At 68.5% G+C, this 18,042-nt stretch carries 10 protein-coding genes and 1 pseudogene; 4 read left to right on the forward strand and 7 right to left on the reverse strand.

Annotation, left to right across the window (positions count from 1 at the left end; genetic code table 11):
• Positions 1 to 14: 14 nt before the first annotated feature.
• The 4 genes and pseudogenes from ACWD0J_RS21365 to ACWD0J_RS21380 all read left to right on the forward strand — a co-directional run.
• Positions 15 to 272: pseudogene (locus ACWD0J_RS21365) on the forward strand (AfsR/SARP family transcriptional regulator); the annotation flags it as partial.
• Positions 173 to 2,995: an ATP-binding protein gene (locus tag ACWD0J_RS21370; protein WP_451497381.1), complete on the forward strand. Its 2,823-nt coding sequence runs from the start codon at positions 173 to 175 to the stop codon at positions 2,993 to 2,995. The pseudogene ACWD0J_RS21365 and the gene ACWD0J_RS21370, both read left to right, overlap by 100 nt.
• Before the next feature lie 155 nt (positions 2,996 to 3,150).
• The gene (locus ACWD0J_RS21375) at positions 3,151 to 3,699 is read left to right on the forward strand and encodes a hypothetical protein (RefSeq protein WP_451497382.1); all 549 of its coding nucleotides are present in this window, start codon (positions 3,151 to 3,153) and stop codon (positions 3,697 to 3,699) included.
• 275 nt (positions 3,700 to 3,974) lie between these two features.
• The gene (locus ACWD0J_RS21380) at positions 3,975 to 4,298 is read left to right on the forward strand and encodes a MiAMP1 family antimicrobial peptide (protein ID WP_451497383.1); all 324 of its coding nucleotides are present in this window, start codon (positions 3,975 to 3,977) and stop codon (positions 4,296 to 4,298) included.
• A 359-nt stretch (positions 4,299 to 4,657) separates the two neighbouring features.
• Here ACWD0J_RS21380 and tuf read toward each other — a convergent pair whose 3' ends face one another.
• The 7 genes from tuf to rpoB all read right to left on the reverse strand — a co-directional run bounded on the left by tuf (position 4,658) and on the right by rpoB (position 17,668).
• Complete coding sequence (tuf, locus tag ACWD0J_RS21385; RefSeq protein WP_217237702.1) at positions 4,658 to 5,851, reverse strand: elongation factor Tu; 1,194 nt, start codon at positions 5,849 to 5,851, stop codon at positions 4,658 to 4,660.
• Between the two features lie 157 nt (positions 5,852 to 6,008).
• Positions 6,009 to 8,135: an elongation factor G gene (fusA, locus tag ACWD0J_RS21390; protein ID WP_451497384.1), complete on the reverse strand. Its 2,127-nt coding sequence runs from the start codon at positions 8,133 to 8,135 to the stop codon at positions 6,009 to 6,011.
• A 39-nt stretch (positions 8,136 to 8,174) separates the two neighbouring features.
• The gene (gene rpsG / locus ACWD0J_RS21395) at positions 8,175 to 8,645 is read right to left on the reverse strand and encodes a 30S ribosomal protein S7 (RefSeq protein ID WP_030345396.1); all 471 of its coding nucleotides are present in this window, start codon (positions 8,643 to 8,645) and stop codon (positions 8,175 to 8,177) included.
• A gap of 2 nt (positions 8,646 to 8,647) precedes the next feature.
• On the reverse strand, positions 8,648 to 9,019 hold the full coding sequence (gene rpsL, locus ACWD0J_RS21400) for a 30S ribosomal protein S12 (protein ID WP_003948652.1): 372 nt from the start codon (positions 9,017 to 9,019) through the stop codon (positions 8,648 to 8,650).
• A 389-nt stretch (positions 9,020 to 9,408) separates the two neighbouring features.
• Complete coding sequence (locus tag ACWD0J_RS21405) at positions 9,409 to 9,951, reverse strand: DUF1707 and DUF4190 domain-containing protein (protein WP_451497385.1); 543 nt, start codon at positions 9,949 to 9,951, stop codon at positions 9,409 to 9,411.
• Between the two features lie 234 nt (positions 9,952 to 10,185).
• The gene (locus ACWD0J_RS21410; protein ID WP_451497386.1) at positions 10,186 to 14,085 is read right to left on the reverse strand and encodes a DNA-directed RNA polymerase subunit beta'; all 3,900 of its coding nucleotides are present in this window, start codon (positions 14,083 to 14,085) and stop codon (positions 10,186 to 10,188) included.
• Positions 14,086 to 14,182: 97 nt separating this feature from the next.
• Entirely contained in the window at positions 14,183 to 17,668 is a 3,486-nt protein-coding gene (rpoB, locus tag ACWD0J_RS21415; RefSeq protein WP_451497387.1) for a DNA-directed RNA polymerase subunit beta, read from the reverse strand.
• Positions 17,669 to 18,042 lie beyond the last annotated feature (374 nt).

Consider the following 18,042-nt stretch of genomic DNA (forward strand, 5'->3'; position numbering starts at 1 on the left):
CCTAGCATCGTGCGATGGCCGCACAGTACGAGTTCGGGATTCTGGGACCGCTTGTCGTCACGCGGGACGGTCTGCGGGTGGACCTCGGTGCCGCGCAGCCGCGCACGGTGCTGGCGGCGCTGCTCGTCGAGGCCGGCCGCGTGGTATCCGTCGACACCCTGGCGGGGCGGCTGTGGGGGGAGAATCCGCCGCGGGGTGCGCGCAACGCCGTACAGAACTACGTGCTTCGGTTGCGCCGGGCTCTGGGCGCGGACGTCGTGCGGACCGATCGCCGCGGGTATGTGCTGGACACGAGGACCGTGGGCGGTCCGGGCGGTCTGGACGCGCACCGGTTCGCCGCGCCCGGGCGGGCCGGGCCGCGCTCGCCGAGGACCGGCCGGAGCGGGCGGCGGGGTCGCTGGAGGACGCCCTCGGGTTGTGGCGGGGCGAGCCGCTGGCCGACCTGCCGCCGGAGCGGTTCACGGACGTCGCCGCCGCCCTGTGCGAGCAACGGCTGGCCGCACAGGAGGCCTGGGCCGACGCGGTGATCCGGTGCCGGCGGCCCGAGGACGCGCTGCCGGAGCTGCGCCGGCTGACCGGGCTGCACCCCTTGCGGGAGCGTTTGTGGGCGCAGCGGATGCTGGCGCTCTACCAGTGCGGCCGGCAGGGCGAGGCGCTGGAGTGCTTCCGCGAGATCAGCAAGCTGCTCGCCGAGGAGCTGGGCATCGATCCGGGCGGCGAACTCAGGTCCCTGCACCAGCGCATGCTCACGGCGGCACCGGACCTCGCCGCACCCGTGCCCCGGACACCGGGGCCGGGACCGAGCCCGGGCGCAGACGCAGGCGCCGACGCAGGCGCAGGCGCCGGCGCAGGCGGGCGCGGGAACCTGCCGGCCGAGACGACGTCCTTCGTCGGACGGGAGCGCGAACTGGCCGAGGCACAGCGGCTGTTGGGGCTGTCCCGGCTGGTCACCCTGACCGGCGTGGGCGGGGTCGGCAAGACCCGGCTCGCGCTGCGCACCGCCCGGAGGTCGCTGTCCGCCTTCCCCGACGGGGTGTGGCTCGTGGACCTCGCGGCGGTCACCGACCCGGCGCTGGTGGAACGGGCGGTCGCCGAGTCGCTGGGGCTGCGCGACCAGTCCACGCGGTCCGCGACCGACGCGGTGGCCGCCCATCTGCGCCACCGGCGCCTGCTGCTCGTCCTCGACAACTGCGAGCACCTGGTGGACCCCGTCGCCGCGCTGGTGCTGCGGCTGCTGCGGGCCGCGCCGGAGCTCCGGGTGCTCGCCACCAGCCGCGAGCGGCTCGGCGTACCGGGAGAACACCTCCTGCTGGTGCCCTGCCTGACTCTCCGGGCCGGGCCGGACGGCACCCCGTGCGAAGCCGTACGGCTCCTGCACGACCGGGCGGCGGCCTGTGCGGCCGCGCTGCCGACGGGCGGGCGGCACGACACGTCGGCCGCCGAGCTGTGCCGGCGCCTGGACGGCATCCCGCTGGCCATCGAACTGGCCGCCGTGCGGCTGGGCGCACTGACCGTGGCGGAGGTCCTGGAGCGGCTGGAGGACCGCTTCCGTCTCCTGGCCGGTCCCCGCCCGGCGGCGGCGGTGGCCGCGGCCGGGTCCGGTCCGGGGCCGACGGCCGCGCTCACCGCCGGCCGCTACCGGCACACGCTGCGCGGCGTCATGGACTGGAGCCACAGCCTGTGCACGCCCGGGGAACAGCTGCTGTGGGCCCGGCTGTCGGTCTTCGTCGGCGGCTTCGACCTGGGGGCCGCCGAGGCCGTGTGCGCGGGCGAGGGCATCGCGCGGGACGACGTGCTGGACCTCATCGACGGTCTCGTCCACAAGTCCGTGGTGGCGGTCGAACCGGCCGGGGCGGCCGGCCGGCCCGGCGGCAGCACGCGGTACCGGCTGCTGGAGACCATCCGCCAGTACGGTACGGACCGTCTGCGGGCGGAGGGCGACGCGAGCGGACCGCGGATCCGGCACAGCGACTACTACCAGGCCCTCGCCGCCCGCGCCGCCGCCGAGTGGTGCGGGCCCGACGAGATCGGCTGGCTGGAGCGGCTGCGCCGGGAACTGCCCAACCTGCGTTCCGCGCTCGACTTCTGCCGCACCCACCCCGGCCGGGCCCTCACCGGCGCCGCCATCGCCGTGGACCTGACACGGACGCGCTGCTGGTTCTTCGGCAGCACTCTGGGCGAGGCCCGGCACTGGATCGAGAGCCTGTCCGCGCTGCTCGACCCGGCTCCCGGCGAGCCGACGGTCATGGTGGCGGCCATGAAGGCGTTCGTCGCGATGGTCCAGGGAGACCACCCGGCGGCCCGCCTCTTCCTCGACGAGTGTCACGCGACATCGGCGTCCCCGAAGGCCGTGCCCGTCCTCTACGTCGAGGGCGTGTACGCGCTCCTGGTGTCCGGCGACCCTGCCTGCATCCCTCAACTCGCCCGGTCGCGGGAGGAGTTCATCGAAGCGGGTCACACCGGTGACGCGCACATGGCCACGATGTTCTGGGCCATGGCCGCCGCTTTCCTCGGGGACCGCACCGAGGCCCGCGCCGCGTGCGCCACCTACGCCGCCGAGGCGGAGGCGACCGGCGCCGAGTGGGCGCAGACCTGGGCCCAGTGGGGCACCGCTCTCACCGAGCTGTTGCACGGGGAGCCGTCCCGTGCGCTCCTGCCGCTCTGCGACACGCTCGTGCGCCAGCGCGCCGTCGACGACAACTGGGGTCCCGCGTGGAGTCTGGAGACCCTCGCCTGGACGCTCGGCGCCCTCGGGCACCATGACCGGGCCACCGTCGTCCTGGGGGCGGCCCACCGCCACCGCCAGGTCACGGGGGCCGGCATCACCGGGCTCCGGCCCTTCGCCACACTCCATGCCCGTACCGCGAGTCTCGTACGGGAGCACTTGGCGGCCGAGGCGTACACCGAGGCGTGGGAGCGGGGCGCGACCGCCGCGGACGGCATCACGCTGGCGGTCGGTATCGCGCACGAGGCCCGTCGGCGGGCGGTCACCTGACCATCCGCCGAGCGGCCGACGGCCGGCCGGACGGCCTGCCCGGCGGCGTGGTGACCGAGGCGTGACCGGGGTGAGAGCGCGGACCGGGACGGTGGATCCCGAGAGGCCGGCGGCACCGTCGCCGGCGGCCCGACGCGAGCCGAGGAAGCCACCGCATGCCCCCCACCGCACCGGACTTCGGTCCCCACATCGACCCCTACGCCCCGTACGAGGAACAGCGGGGCTGCGACCCCGCCGCCAAGCCGGGCCTCCTGGCCTTCCGCGACCTGGTGCTCGGCGCCTACCCGAGCACCCGCAGCCTCGGCATCGGCAGGGCGTGCGGCAGGCCCGGGGTCAGTGAGCACAAGGAGGGCCGGGCCTGGGACTGGGGCGTGGACGCCCACACCCAGGGCCGGGTCGCCGCCGGCCTGACCGACTGGCTGCTGGCCACCGACCGGCACAGCAACCGCCACGCCCTGGCCCGCCGGTTCGGGATCATGCACATCATCTGGGACCGGCGGATCTGGCACGCGCACGACGCGGACGCCGGCTGGACCCCGTACACCGGTGCGAGCCCGCACACCGACCACGCGCACTTCAGCTTCGGCTGGGCGGGGGCCCGCAAGGAAACCACATGGTGGGCCGAGCCGGCCCCGGGCGCGCCACGGGCGGGCGCCGGAGTGCCGTCGGCGGCGGAGGCGGGCCCGGGGGCGGTGGGGAGGTGACGCACCGCCGGGAGCACCTGGCGGACGGTGTGGGGCCGGCGTGGACGGCGCCGGGGCACGGCCGCCGCGCGGGCCGCCCGTGAAGCCCGTGACTCCCCTGGCATCAGGTCCCGTGCACCGGGCACCGGCCGACTGCTTCCGCCGGCGGGCCCCACCTCGGCCCACGCGCCCGCCTCCGGCACGCCCCCACCCGGGCCTCCACCCGCAGGCGACCCACCCCCTCGCCCGACACCCGATCCCTCACGAACAAACGCACGTCACCGAACAGGAGTCCCATGCGTACGCGACAAGCCCTTCGTACCGCCGTAAGCGCCACCATGCTGGCCGGAGCCCTCGTCCTCGGCACCGGCACGGCCTTCGCGAGCAGCTTCCTCAGCTGGTCGGGGCCGCAGAACACCGGCAGCGCCAAGGAGGTCTTCGCCTGCGGCTGCAACAACATCGACCCGGGCCACAAGGCGGCCTACCGGTTCACCTACACCGGCCAGACGGCCGCGATGTACAACCAACGCGACTGCCAGGGAGTGGTGCACTACACCTTCCGCGGCAGCCAGGAGAGCAGGGCACCCTTCGGCTGGCAGAGCGTCTTCTTCCACTGCTGAACAGTTGCGGAGCTGAGCGGCTGAGCGGCTGAACGGCTGAGCGCACCGAAGTGACGGGCGGGTGGACCCACCAGGTCCACCCGCCCGTCGCGCGACCCGAGCGCGACGGGTCGACCCGCGTACGCCTCAACCCGCCCGCGGATCAGCACACCGCGCGTCAGCACGCCCGCGGATCAGCACACCCGCGCGTCAACCCGCCCCCGCATTGCGCACCCGAGCGAACGACGTGTCCAACCCCCGCCTCAGCATCCCCGCCACGCCCGGACGGGGCCCAACGGAAAAGGCCCGTACGACCGAAGTCGTACGGGCCCCTTCAGGAGCTCAGCTCACGCTGGAGCTACCAGGTCAGACCGACAAGCTTACTTGTTGATCTTGGTGACCTGGCCGGCGCCGACCGTCCGGCCACCCTCACGGATGGCGAACTTCAGGCCCTCTTCCATGGCGACGGGCTGGATGAGCTCCACCTTCATCTCGGTGTTGTCACCCGGCATGACCATCTCGGTGCCCTCGGGGAGGGTCACGACGCCGGTCACGTCCGTCGTACGGAAGTAGAACTGCGGACGGTAGTTGTTGAAGAACGGCGTGTGGCGGCCACCCTCGTCCTTGGACAGGATGTAGGCCTGCGCCTCGAACTCGGTGTGCGGGGTGACCGAGCCCGGCTTGATGATGACCTGGCCGCGCTCGACGTCCTCGCGCTTGATGCCGCGGAGCAGCAGACCGACGTTCTCACCGGCCTGGCCCTCGTCGAGCAGCTTGCGGAACATCTCGATGCCGGTGACCGTGGTGGTGGTCTTGTCCTGCTTGATGCCGATGATGTCAACGGTCTCGTTGACCTTCAGCACACCACGCTCGATACGGCCGGTGACGACCGTACCGCGACCGGTGATCGTGAAGACGTCCTCGACGGGCATGAGGAACGGCTTGTCGACGTCACGCTCGGGGGTCGGGATCGCCTCGTCGACGGCGGCCATCAGGTCCAGGACCGACTGGCCCCACTCCTTGTCGCCTTCGAGCGCCTTGAGCGCCGAGACCTTGACGACCGGCAGGTCGTCGCCCGGGAACTCGTACTCGGAGAGCAGCTCACGGACCTCGAGCTCGACGAGCTCCAGGATCTCCTCGTCGTCCACCATGTCGGCCTTGTTCAGGGCGACGACGATGTACGGAACGCCGACCTGGCGGGCCAGGAGCACGTGCTCCTTGGTCTGCGGCATCGGGCCGTCCGTGGCGGCGACAACGAGGATGGCGCCGTCCATCTGCGCCGCACCCGTGATCATGTTCTTGATGTAGTCCGCGTGACCGGGGCAGTCGACGTGGGCGTAGTGACGCGTCTCCGTCTGGTACTCGACGTGCGCGATCGAGATGGTGATACCGCGCTGGCGCTCCTCAGGAGCCTTGTCGATCTGGTCGAAGGCCGAGGCCTCGTTCAGGTCCGGGTACGCGTCGTGCAGCACCTTGGTAATGGCGGCCGTGAGGGTCGTCTTACCGTGGTCGATGTGACCGATGGTGCCGATGTTGACGTGCGGCTTAGTCCGCTCGAACTTCGCCTTCGCCACTGGGGTCCTCCTGGGAGTGGTTCTGGTACGCCTTACTTCATCGGCGCCAGGTGATCTTTGCTGGATGGCCCGGATCCCCGGGGCGTTCCCTCCGCTGTTGCGGCGGAATGCCCCGCGAGGCTCCGGAGTCAAGCCTACGGCGTGTGAACGCGGTGCGTTACTCGCCCTTGGCCTTCGCGATGATCTCCTCGGCGACGTTCCGCGGAACCTCGGCGTAGGAGTCGAACTGCATCGAGTAGCTTGCGCGACCCGACGTCTTGCTGCGGAGGTCTCCGACGTAGCCGAACATCTCCGAAAGAGGCACGAGGCCCTTCACGACACGGGCACCGGCCCGCTCCTCCATGGCCTGGATCTGGCCACGGCGGGAGTTGATGTCGCCGATGACCTCACCCATGTAGTCCTCGGGCGTGGTGACCTCGACGGCCATCATCGGCTCGAGCAGCACGGGGCTGGCCTTGCGCGCGGCCTCCTTGAACGCCTGCGAACCGGCGATCTTGAAGGCGAGCTCGGAGGAGTCGACCTCGTGGTAGGCACCGTCGAGCAGCGTCACGCGGACGCCCGTCATCTCGTAGCCGGCGAGGATGCCGAACTGCATGGCCTCCTGCGCACCGGCGTCCACCGAAGGGATGTACTCCTTCGGGATACGGCCACCGGTGACCTTGTTCACGAACTCGTAGGAGGCGTCGCCGCCCTCGATCGGCTCGATCGCGATCTGCACCTTGGCGAACTGACCGGTACCACCGGTCTGCTTCTTGTGGGTGTAGTCCACGCGCTCGACGGTCTTGCGGATCGTCTCACGGTACGCGACCTGCGGCTTACCGACGTTGGCCTCGACCTTGAACTCACGGCGCATACGGTCGACCAGCACCTCGAGGTGCAGCTCGCCCATACCGCCGATGATGGTCTGGCCGGTCTCCTCGTCCGAGTGGACCTGGAAGGACGGGTCCTCCTCGGCCAGGCGCTGGATGGCGACACCCAGCTTCTCCTGGTCGCCCTTGGACTTGGGCTCGATGGCGACCTGGATGACCGGCGCCGGGAAGTCCATGGACTCCAGGATGACCGGGTTCTTGTCGTCGCTCAGCGTCTCACCGGTGGTGGTCTGCTTGAGGCCCATGACGGCGACGATGTCGCCGGCGCCCACCGATTCGATCTCCTCACGCTTGTTCGCGTGCATGCGGTAGATCTTGCCGATGCGCTCCTTCTTGCCCTTGACCGAGTTCAGCACCGCGGTGCCGGACTCCAGACGGCCGGAGTAGATCCGGACGAAGGTGAGCTTGCCCAGGTGCGGGTCGCTCATGATCTTGAAGGCGAGGGCGGACAGCGGCTCCTCGTCGGACGGCTTGCGCTTGACGACGACCTCGGGGTCCTTGACGTCGTGGCCCTCGATGGCCTCGACGTCGAGCGGGGTCGGCAGGTAGCGCACGACCGCGTCGAGCAGGGGCTGGACGCCCTTGTTCTTGAACGCGGTACCGCAGAACACCGGGGTGACCGTGATGCCGTCGGACTTGCCGGACGCGATGGTGATACGACGGATCGCGGCGTACAGCTGCTCCTCGGTGGGCTCCTGGCCCTCCAGGAACAGCTCCATGATCTCGTCGTCGTTCTCCGCGACGGTCTCGACCAGCCGGCCGCGGTACTCCTCGGCAGCCTCGGCATGCGTGGCGGGGATGTCGACGACGTCGTACATCTCGCCCTTCGCCGCCTCGGCGGACCACACGAGCGCCTTCATGCGGACCAGGTCCACAACGCCCTTGAAGTCCATCTCGGCACCGATGGGCAGCTGCATGACGATCGGCACGGCACCGAGCCGGTCCTTGATCATGTCCACGCAGCGGTGGAACTCGGCGCCGGTACGGTCCAGCTTGTTCACGAAGCAGATGCGCGGCACGCCGTAACGGTCGGCCTGACGCCACACCGTCTCGGACTGCGGCTCGACACCGGCGACACCGTCGAACACCGTGACGGCACCGTCGAGGACGCGCAGCGAGCGCTCCACCTCGACCGTGAAGTCGACGTGACCCGGGGTGTCGATGATGTTGATCGTGTAGTCGTTGTCCTCGAGCGGCCAGTGACAGGTGGTGGCAGCAGAGGTGATCGTGATGCCACGCTCCTGCTCCTGCTCCATCCAGTCCATGGTGGCAGCGCCGTCGTGGACCTCACCGATCTTGTAGCTGACGCCGGTGTAGAAGAGGATCCGCTCGGTGGTGGTCGTCTTGCCCGCGTCGATGTGGGCCATGATCCCGATGTTGCGGACCTTGGCCAGGTCAAGTGAAGTGGTAGCCATAAGGCTTCAGTCTTCTCTCGGTCTCGATGTGGGTTACGACTACCAGCGGTAGTGCGCGAAGGCCTTGTTGGACTCGGCCATCTTGTGGGTGTCCTCGCGCTTCTTCACAGCGGCACCGAGGCCGTTGGAGGCGTCGAGAAGCTCGTTGAGCAGACGCTCGGTCATGGTCTTCTCGCGACGGGCGCGGGAGTAACCGACCAGCCAGCGCAGCGCCAGGGTGCTGGCGCGGCCGGGCTTGACCTCGACCGGCACCTGGTAGGTGGCGCCACCGACACGGCGGGACTTGACTTCGAGGGTCGGCTTGATGTTCTCCAGAGCGCGCTTCAGCGTGATGACCGGGTCGTTGCCGGTCTTCTCGCGCAGGCCCTCCATGGCGCCGTAGACGATGCGCTCGGCGGTGGAGCGCTTGCCGTTCAGCAGCACCTTGTTGATGAGCGACGTGACAAGAGGAGAACCGTAGACCGGGTCGATGATGACCGGGCGCTTCGGGGCGGGGCCCTTACGAGGCATTCTTACTTCTCCTTCTTGGCGCCGTAGCGGCTGCGGGCCTGCTTGCGGTTCTTCACACCCTGGGTGTCAAGGGAGCCGCGGATGATCTTGTAGCGAACACCCGGCAGGTCCTTCACACGGCCACCACGCACGAGCACGATGGAGTGCTCCTGCAGGTTGTGTCCCTCACCCGGAATGTAAGCGGTGACCTCGATCCCGCTGGTCAGACGCACACGCGCGACCTTACGCAGGGCCGAGTTCGGCTTCTTCGGGGTGGTCGTGAACACGCGCGTGCAGACGCCGCGACGCTGAGGAGAACCCTCGAGTGCGGGCGTCTTGTTCTTCTCGACCTTGTCCTGCCGGCCCTTCCGGACCAGCTGCTGGATCGTAGGCACTACTTCTCCGGTTTCTGTGTGCCGAATGGTGAAGCTAACCTGGAACGTCGCCGACCCACGCGGTCGGGTGTGTCGAATCCGGCAGACTCCCACCGCGAGGCGGGAAGGGCGCAGATTACGGTGGCCAGTGACGGCTCGCTATGCGGTGTGAAGGCACGCACGAGAGCCAGGGCACACCCCAGGCACAAGGTCTGAGCGTACCTAGCTCATTCGCTGCGGTCAAAACAAATGGGCCGCACCCGGCTCACCAGGCAGAACATGTCAAGCCCCCGCACCGCGACGATCTTCAATTCCGCGGCCGGGTCCACACCGGGGTCCGCTCCCCGCACCGCCGGCCCCGCCCCGAAGACCCCCGGTCCACCCACCGAACCACTGTCCGGGAAACCCCGTCACCCGGTCATGAGCCCCACCAGAACCATCAGCGTGATCATGAGCGCCCACCCTGCGGTGGACAGCCAGCCGAGGACCAGCCCGGTGATGGCGAGCCCGTCCCCGCCCTCCCCGGTGCGCTGGATCTCCGAACGCGCCACATGCCCGAGGACGACCGCCGGCAGCCCGGTGAGCCCGAAGGTCGGCACGCACAGCAGCCCGCACACGGCGGCTGCCACGGCCTTCCCGTTCGTCCGCGGCCGCGGCACGGGCAGGAACGTCTGCGGCACCCCTACGACGGCAGCAGGCTGCGGTACGGGCCCCGTGGGCAGGTCGGCGACCAGCAGCGCCAGCTCACCCACCGTACGGGCCGCGTAGACCCGGGCGACCCGCTGGTCGAACTCCGCCTTCTCCAGCCGCCCCTCACCGAACCCGGCTCTGAGCACGTCCACGGCCCGCTCCCGGTCGGCGTGCGAGGCGAGCATCGCCGGACCGCCGGCGCCCTGCCAGGGCTGCGGAAGTCCCTGCCCCGGCTGCCAGGGCCGCCATGCAGGATTCGTCACGGAACACCTCCCGAACCCCCGAGTCCCTCCATGATGCGCCACCACCCGCCATCGGTGACGGACGCGAACCGGCCGCGGTGGCCGATTCCCGCCCTCCCGGGGCCTGAGCGGGCCGCGGAACGCCGCGCCCGGGCGGGCCGCACCACCCCGTCCCCGAGCGGGTCGCGCCACGCCTGACGCCGAAGGGCGGCCATCCGCAGATGACCGCCCTCCCGCACGTCACACGCCTACGCCCTACTGGTTGTACGGACCGTAGTCGTAGTCCTCCAGCGGCACGGCCTGACCGGAGCCCGTACCGAACGGCGAGTAGTCGATGTCGTCGTAACCGACGGCCGAGTACATCGCGGCCTTGGCCTCCTCGGTCGGCTCCACCCGGATGTTGCGGTAGCGGGACAGACCCGTACCGGCCGGGATGAGCTTGCCGATGATGACGTTCTCCTTGAGGCCGATCAGGGAGTCGGACTTGGCGTTGATCGCCGCGTCCGTCAGCACCCTGGTCGTCTCCTGGAAGGACGCCGCCGACAGCCAGGACTCCGTGGCCAGCGAGGCCTTGGTGATACCCATGAGCTGCGGACGACCGGAGGCCGGGTGACCGCCCTCCTGGACCACACGACGGTTCTCCTGCTCGAACTTCGAGCGCTCGACCAGCTCGCCGGGCAGCAGCTCGGCGTCGCCGGACTCGATGATCGTCACCCGGCGGAGCATCTGCCGGATGATGATCTCGATGTGCTTGTCGTGGATCGACACACCCTGCGAGTTGTAGACCTTCTGGACCTCGCCGACCAGGTGGACCTGGACGGCACGCTGACCCAGGATGCGCAGCACGTCGTGCGGGTTGGTGGCACCCACGGTGAGCTTCTGGCCCACCTCGACGTGCTCGCCCTCGCTGACCAGGAGCCGGGCGCGCTTCGAGATCGGGAACGCCGTCTCGTCGCTGCCGTCGTCCGGCGTGATGACGATCTTCTTGGTCTTCTCGGTCTCCTCGATCCGCACGCGGCCGGAGGCCTCGGAGATCGGGGCGACACCCTTCGGGGTACGGGCCTCGAAGAGCTCGACGACACGCGGCAGACCCTGGGTGATGTCGTCACCGGCCACACCACCGGTGTGGAAGGTACGCATCGTCAGCTGGGTACCGGGCTCACCGATGGACTGGGCGGCGATGATGCCGACCGCCTCACCGATGTCGACCAGCTTGCCGGTGGCCAGCGAGCGGCCGTAGCACATCGCGCAGGTACCGACGTGGGACTCGCAGGTCAGGATCGAACGCGTCTTGACCTCCTCGACCCCGTGGTGCACGAGCTGGTCGATGAGCACGTCGCCCAGGTCCACGTTGGCCGGCGCGATCACCTTGCCGTCGATGACGACGTCCTCGGCGAGCATGCGGGCGTAGACGCTGGTCTCGACGTCGTCCGTCTTGCGCAGCACACCGTCGGCGCCGCGCGAGGCGATCCGCAGCTTCAGACCGCGCTCGGTGCCGCAGTCCTCCTCGCGGATGATGACGTCCTGCGAGACGTCCACCAGACGACGGGTCAGGTAACCCGAGTCGGCGGTACGCAGGGCGGTGTCCGCCAGACCCTTACGGGCACCGTGCGTGGAGATGAAGTACTCCAGCACGGACAGGCCCTCACGGAACGACGCCTTGATCGGACGCGGGATCGTCTCGTTCTTCGCGTTCGACACCAGACCACGCATACCGGCGATCTGACGCATCTGCATCATGTTGCCTCGTGCGCCCGAGTTCACCATCATGAAGATCGGGTTGGTCTTCGGGAAGTTCTCGTTCATGGCCTCGGCGACCTCGTTGGTCGCCTTGGTCCAGATCGCGATGAGTTCCTGCGTGCGCTCGTCCTTGGTGATCAGACCGCGCTCGTACTGCTTCTGGACCTTCTCGTCCTGCGCCTCGTAACCCTTGACGATCTCCTTCTTCGCCTCGGGAACGACGACGTCGGAGATGGCCACGGTGACGCCGGAACGGGTCGCCCAGTAGAAGCCGGACGCCTTCAGGTTGTCGAGCGTCGCCGCCACGATGACCTTCGGGTACCGCTCGGCGAGGTCGTTGACGATCTCGGAGAGCTGCTTCTTGCCGACCTCGTAGTCGACGAACGGGTAGTCCTCGGGCAGCAGCTCGTTGAAGAGCGCGCGGCCCAGCGTGGTCTTCAGCCGGAAGCTGTCACCCTGCTGCCACTCCGGCTCGCCCTCCTCCTGCGCCGGCGGGGTCCAGCCGCGCGGCGGGATGGTGCCCACCGGGAAGCGGATGTCCACGCGCGACTGGAGCGAGAGCTCGCCGGCGTCGAACGCCATGATCGCCTCGGCCACGGAGGAGAAGGAGCGGTCCTCGCCCTTCACGTTCCGCATCTCGCCGTCGGTGGTGAGGAAGAACAGACCGAGGACCATGTCCTGGGTCGGCATCGTCACCGGACGGCCGTCGGCCGGCTTGAGGATGTTGTTCGAGGACAGCATCAGAATGCGGGCCTCGGCCTGCGCCTCCGCGGAGAGCGGCAGGTGGACGGCCATCTGGTCACCGTCGAAGTCCGCGTTGAACGCGGTGCAGACGAGCGGGTGGATCTGGATGGCCTTGCCCTCGACCAGCTGCGGCTCGAAGGCCTGGATGCCGAGGCGGTGCAGCGTGGGCGCGCGGTTCAGCAGAACCGGGTGCTCCGCGATGACCTCTTCCAGGACGTCGTACACGACCGTGCGGCCGCGCTCGACCATCCGCTTGGCGCTCTTGATGTTCTGCGCGTGGTTCAGGTCCACCAGGCGCTTCATCACGAACGGCTTGAAGAGCTCCAGCGCCATCGCCTTCGGCAGACCGCACTGGTGCAGCTTCAGCTGCGGACCGACGACGATCACGGAACGCGCGGAGTAGTCCACACGCTTGCCGAGCAGGTTCTGACGGAAGCGGCCCTGCTTGCCCTTGAGCATGTCGGACAGCGACTTCAGCGGACGGTTGCCGGGACCCGTGACCGGGCGGCCGCGACGGCCGTTGTCGAAGAGCGCGTCGACGGCCTCCTGGAGCATGCGCTTCTCGTTGTTCACGATGATCTCGGGCGCGCCGAGGTCGAGAAGCCGCTTCAGGCGGTTGTTGCGGTTGATCACACGGCGGTACAGGTCGTTCAGGTCGGAGGTCGCGAAGCGGCCACCGTCCAGCTGCACCATCGGGCGAAGGTCCGGCGGGATGACCGGGACGCAGTCGAGGACCATGCCCTTGGGGCTGTTGGAGGTCTGCAGGAAGGCAGACACGACCTTCAGCCGCTTCAGCGCACGGGTCTTCTTCTGGCCCTTGCCGGTACGGATGATCTCGCGGAGACGCTCGGCCTCCTCGTCGAGGTCGAAGGACTCCAGGCGCTTCTGCAGCGCCGCGGCACCCATCGACCCGTCGAAGTAGGTGCCGAAGCGGTCGCGCAGCTCGCGGTAGAGCAGCTCGTCCCCTTCGAGGTCCTGGACCTTGAGGTTCTTGAACCGGGTCCACACCTCGTCGAGACGGTCGATCTCGCGCTGCGCACGGTCACGCAGCTGCTTCATCTCCCGCTCGGCGCCCTCACGGACCTTCCGGCGTACGTCGGCCTTGGCGCCCTCGGCCTCCAGCTCGGCCAGGTCGGTCTCGAGCTTCTTGGCGCGGGCCTCCAGGTCGGCGTCCCGGCGGTTCTCGATCTGCTGCCGCTCGACGGAGACGTGCGCCTCCAGGGAGGGCAGGTCGCGGGTGCGGCGCTCGTCGTCGACGTACGTGATCATGTACGCCGCGAAGTAGATGACCTTCTCCAGGTCCTTCGGGGCGAGGTCGAGCAGGTAGCCCAGCCGCGACGGAACGCCCTTGAAGTACCAGATGTGCGTGACGGGGGCGGCCAGTTCGATGTGGCCCATCCGCTCACGGCGCACCTTGGCGCGCGTGACCTCGACGCCACAGCGCTCGCAGATGATGCCCTTGAAGCGGACGCGCTTGTACTTGCCGCAGTAGCACTCCCAGTCCCGGGTCGGACCGAAGATCTTCTCGCAGAAGAGTCCGTCCTTCTCGGGCTTGAGCGTGCGGTAGTTGATCGTCTCGGGCTTCTTGACCTCGCCGTGGCTCCACTGACGGATGTCGTCAGCGGTGGCCAGACCGATCCGGAGCTCGTCGAAGAAGTTGACGTCGAGCACTATGCGTCAATCCCTCTCAGGGTTGTAAGTCTGTGGTCTGAAACGGGGGTCGCGGGGTCGGCGGGGCCTCTGCTGGAGAGGCCCCGCCGGACTCCCGTCAGACCTCTTCGACGCTGCTCGGCTCGCGCCGGGACAGGTCGATGCCGAGCTCTTCCGCAGCGCGGAAGACGTCCTCGTCGGTGTCGCGCATCTCGATGGACATGCCGTCCGAGGACAGCACCTCCACGTTGAGGCACAGGGACTGCATCTCCTTGATGAGCACCTTGAAGGACTCGGGGATGCCGGGCTCAGGGATGTTCTCGCCCTTGACGATGGCCTCGTAGACCTTCACGCGGCCGGTGACGTCGTCGGACTTGATGGTCAGCAGCTCCTGGAGGGCGTACGCGGCGCCATAAGCCTCCAGCGCCCACACCTCCATCTCACCGAAGCGCTGGCCACCGAACTGGGCCTTACCACCCAGCGGCTGCTGGGTGATCATCGAGTACGGACCGGTCGACCGCGCGTGCAGCTTGTCGTCGACCAGGTGGTGGAGCTTGAGGATGTACATGTAGCCGACCGAGATCGGCTCCGGGAACGGCTCGCCGGAGCGGCCGTCGAACATCCTCGCCTTACCGGTCGGCTGCACCAGGCGGTCGCCGTCGCGGTTCGGGATGGTGTGCTGGAGCAGACCCGCCAGCTCGTCCTCGCGGGCACCGTCGAAGACCGGGGTCGCGACGTTCGTGCCCGGGTCGACCTGGTCGGCACCGATCAGCTGCAGGCGCTTCGCCCAGTCCTCCCCGAGGCCGGAGACGTCCCAGCCGCGGCTGGCGAGCCAGCCGAGGTGGATCTCCAGGACCTGTCCCGGGTTCATTCGGGACGGCACACCCAGCGGGTTGAGGATGATGTCGACCGGGGTGCCGTCCTCCAGGAACGGCATGTCCTCGATCGGCAGGATCTTGGAGATGACGCCCTTGTTGCCGTGACGGCCGGCGAGCTTGTCACCGTCGGTGATCTTGCGCTTCTGCGCCACGTAGACACGAACCAGCTGGTTCACGCCCGGCGGCAGCTCGTCGCCCTCTTCACGGTCGAAGACGCGGACGCCGATGACCTTGCCGATCTCACCGTGCGGCACCTTCAGCGAGGTGTCGCGCACTTCGCGCGCCTTCTCACCGAAGATCGCACGGAGCAGGCGCTCCTCCGGGGTCAGCTCGGTCTCACCCTTGGGCGTGACCTTGCCGACGAGGATGTCGCCGGCGACGACCTCGGCACCGATCCGGATGATGCCGCGCTCGTCGAGGTCGGCGAGGACCTCCTCGGAGACGTTCGGGATGTCCCGGGTGATCTCCTCGGGGCCGAGCTTGGTGTCACGGGCGTCGACCTCGTGCTCCTCGATGTGGATCGAGGAGAGGACGTCGTCCTGCACGAGGCGCTGCGACAGGATGATCGCGTCCTCGTAGTTGTGACCCTCCCACGGCATGAACGCCACGAGCAGGTTCTTGCCCAGCGCCATCTCGCCGTTCTCGGTGGCCGGACCGTCCGCGAGGACCTGGCCCTCGATGATCCGGTCACCCTCGTTGACGATGACCTTCTGGTTGACCGAGGTGCCCTGGTTGGAGCGCGAGAACTTGGCCAGGCGGTACGTGATGTACGTGCCGTCGTCGTTGGCGGTGGTGATGTAGTCCGCGGAGACCTCCTGGACCACACCGTCCTTCTCGGCCTTGACCACGTCGCCGGCGTCGACGGCGGAGCGGTACTCCATGCCGGTGCCGACGAGCGGGGCCTCGGACTTGATGAGCGGCACGGCCTGCCGCATCATGTTCGCGCCCATGAGGGCACGGTTGGCGTCGTCGTGCTCGAGGAACGGGATCATCGCGGTCGCGACCGACACCATCTGGCGCGGGGAGACGTCCATGTAGTCGACGTCGTCACCGGGGACGTAGTCGACCTCGCCGCCACGACGGCGGACCAGGACGCGGGCCTCCTCGAACCGGAACTCGTCGTTCAGCGGCGCGTTGGCCTGCGCGATGACGAAGCGGTCCTCCTCGTCGGCGGTCAGGTAGTCGACCTCGTCGGTGACCTGGCCCTCGACGACCTTGCGGTAGGGCGTCTCGATGAAACCGAACGGGTTGATCCGCCCGTAGGAGGCGAGCGAGCCGATCAGACCGATGTTCGGTCCTTCCGGCGTCTCGATCGGACACATGCGGCCGTAGTGCGAGGGGTGCACGTCACGGACCTCGAAGCCGGCCCGCTCACGGGAGAGACCACCCGGGCCGAGCGCGTTGAGACGACGCTTGTGCGTCAGGCCCGACAGCGGGTTGTTCTGGTCCATGAACTGGGACAGCTGGCTGGTGCCGAAGAACTCCTTGATGGAGGCGACGACCGGCCGGATGTTGATCAGGGTCTGCGGCGTGATCGCCTCGACGTCCTGGGTGGTCATGCGCTCCCGCACGACCCGCTCCATACGGGCGAGACCCGTACGGACCTGGTTCTGGATCAGCTCGCCCACGTTGCGGATACGGCGGTTGCCGAAGTGGTCGATGTCGTCGGTCTCGACCATGATCGAGCGGCCGGACTCGCCGACCGTCTCGGTCTCACCGGCGTGCAGCTTCACCAGGTACTTGATGGTGGCGATGATGTCGTCGGTGGTGAGCACACCGGCGTCCAGCGGCTCGTCCCCGCCGAGCTTCTTGTTCACCTTGTAGCGGCCGACCTTGGCGAGGTCGTAGCGCTTCGAGTTGAAGTAGAGGTTCTCCAGCAGCGTCTGCGCGGCCTCCCGGGTGGGGGGCTCGCCCGGACGCAGCTTGCGGTAGATGTCGAGCAGCGCGTCGTCCTGGCCCTGGGTGTGGTCCTTCTCCAGGGTGGCGCGCATGGACTCGTACTCGCCGAACTCCTCAAGGATCTGCTCGGTGGTCCAACCGAGAGCCTTGAGCAGAACGGTCACGGACTGCTTGCGCTTGCGGTCGATGCGGACACCGACCATGTCGCGCTTGTCGATCTCCATCTCCAGCCAGGCACCCCGGGAGGGGATGATCTTGGCGGAGAAGATGTCCTTGTCGGACGTCTTGTCGATCGAGGAGTCGAAGTAGACGCCCGGCGAACGGACCAGCTGCGACACCACGACACGCTCGGTGCCGTTGATGACGAAGGTGCCCTTGTTGGTCATGAGCGGGAAGTCACCCATGAAGACCGTCTGGGACTTGATCTCGCCGGTCTCATTGTTGGTGAACTCGGCCGTCACGAAGAGCGGAGCCGCGTACGTGAAGTCGCGCTCCTTGCACTCGTCGATGCTGTTCTTCGGCGGCTCGAAACGGTGGTCGCGGAACGTCAGCGACATCGACCCGGAGAAGTCCTCGATCGGAGAGATCTCCTCGAAGATCTCTTCCAGACCGGACTTGGTGGGGACGTCCTGACCGGACTCCAGAGCCGCCTCGACGCGAGCCTTCCACGCGTCGTTGCCGAGCAGCCAGTCAAAGCTCTCGGTTTGCAGCGCGAGAAGGTTCGGAACCTCGAGGGGCTCCTTGATCTTTGCAAAAGAGATGCGCAGCGGGGCGGTGCTGGCGCCGTTGTTCGTATTCGCGGTCGAGGCAGTGCGCGAGGCGGCCAAGAGGGGGTCCTTCCGAGGGCTCGGACTCACTACGCGCGTACCGGTCCCTCTCCCGGACACAGAGACAGCCGTTTCCTTCTGTGGCCCAGAAGGCCAGGTCAGGAATGGTCTGTTCGTCAGTGTTCGAGTGGGGGCATGCCCCTGGTGACGGGCAGGGGGCAGCTAACAGGCAGCGCAAAGGGTCAGTGTAGCCAATCGGCACACTGATGTCCACTGCGGGTTTTTGAGACCCTCGTTGTTCTCAACCACCTTCAGCAAGCCCACGCCCTCAACGCACGTTGATACTGCCCTCTTCGTCGCCGATCCATGCCTCGGATCCGGATCCTTGTGACGCCGCGTCCTGAGAATTGCGCGCTGCGTGCGGTTCGTCAAGG

The sequence above is a fragment of the Streptomyces sp. NPDC003011 genome (assembly GCF_053591515.1).